This is a genomic window from Dendronalium phyllosphericum CENA369, from assembly GCF_016056275.1.
Classification (GTDB): domain Bacteria; phylum Cyanobacteriota; class Cyanobacteriia; order Cyanobacteriales; family Nostocaceae; genus Dendronalium; species Dendronalium phyllosphericum.
In genome coordinates, this window is sequence record NZ_JAECZA010000184.1 from 1 (window position 1) to 1,297 (window position 1,297).

The following is a 1,297-nucleotide window of genomic DNA, read 5'->3' on the forward strand; positions in this document are numbered from 1 at the left end:
CACCAAGTAATTAGAGAGTAGGGGGAGCAGGGGGAGATGAGGGGGATGAGGGAGATAGGGGAGATGAAGGAGATGGGGGGGACAAGGGGGACAAGGAAGAGATAACTTTTGTACAGACGCGTGAATCGTGTCTCTACGACAACTAACTTTTGTACAGACGCGATTAATCGCGTCTCTAACAATTATGAATCAGCAACCTAATGCAGATAATACCGAGCGTCTAAACTCATACCGTGCTTTAGCATTGCAAGTTACATGTCATGCGGTAAATCAAGCACGCGATCGCCAAGCAGCTCGTTCGCTGATGCTAAACTCTATCAATCGCTTGGCTCAACAAATCGCTGCTAGCATTGCTTTCATTGGCTTGGACTGTCGCTTAATTGTACTGCCAGAATATTTCCTCACGGGTTTTCCTATGGGGGAGTCTGTGACTGGATGGGCAGAAAAAGCTTGCCTGGAAATGGCTGGTGCTGAATATGAAGCCCTCGGTAAAATTGCCCAAAGACATCAGATATTTTTGGCTGGCAATGCCTACGAAATTGACCCCAATTTTGTAGGATTGTACTTTCAAACTAGCTTTGTTATTGACCCTTCGGGTACAGTTGTTTTGCGATATCGGCGGTTAAATTCATTGTTTGCTCCCACACCTGGCGATGTCTGGGATAAATATCTCGATTGTTATGGATTAGAAGGAGTTTTTCCCGTCGCCAAAACGGCAATTGGTAATTTAGCAGCTTTGGCATCGGAAGAAATTTTGTATCCAGAAGTAGCGCGATGTCTGGCAATGCGAGGCGCAGAAATTTTTTTACACTCAACATCAGAAGTGTATGGCAAGACGCTAACGCCTAAAGATGCTGCGAAAATCTCTCGCGCTGTGGAAAATATGGCATACGTAGTTTCAACTAATACTGCTGGGATTGCTAATATTGCTATCCCCCTTGCTTCGGCTGATGGAGGTTCTAAAATCATTGACTATCGGGGAATAGTTTTAGCTGAAACAGCAACAGGCGAGAGTATGGCAGCTTTCGCAGAGATTGATTTAGGAGCATTACGCCGCGATCGCCGCCGTCCGGGGTTAAATAATTTACTCTCACGCCAGCGATTTGAATTGTATGCTCAAAGCTACAGCCAGTCACAATTTTACCCGACAAACACTATGCTGAATAAAGAAGTAGACCGCAAGCACTTTATCCAAACACAACAAACAACTATTGAGCGCCTAGCGAAACTGGGGATTATTTGAAGGGGGGTGAGGGGGATGAGGGAGATGAGGGAGATGAGGGAGATGAGGGGGAAA

1 protein-coding gene is annotated in these 1,297 nt (G+C 45.8%); it reads left to right on the top strand.

Annotated features, from left to right (window positions below):
• Positions 1-184: 184 nt before the first annotated feature.
• A complete protein-coding gene (locus tag I8752_RS22120) occupies positions 185-1,243 on the top strand; it encodes a nitrilase-related carbon-nitrogen hydrolase (protein WP_214434425.1) in 1,059 nt (352 codons plus the stop codon).
• Positions 1,244-1,297 lie beyond the last annotated feature (54 nt).

Excerpts from the sequence above, each read along its gene's own strand:
- I8752_RS22120 (WP_214434425.1), top strand. The coding sequence starts at position 185 with ATGAATCAGCAACCTAATGCAGATAATACCGAGCGTCTAAACTCATAC.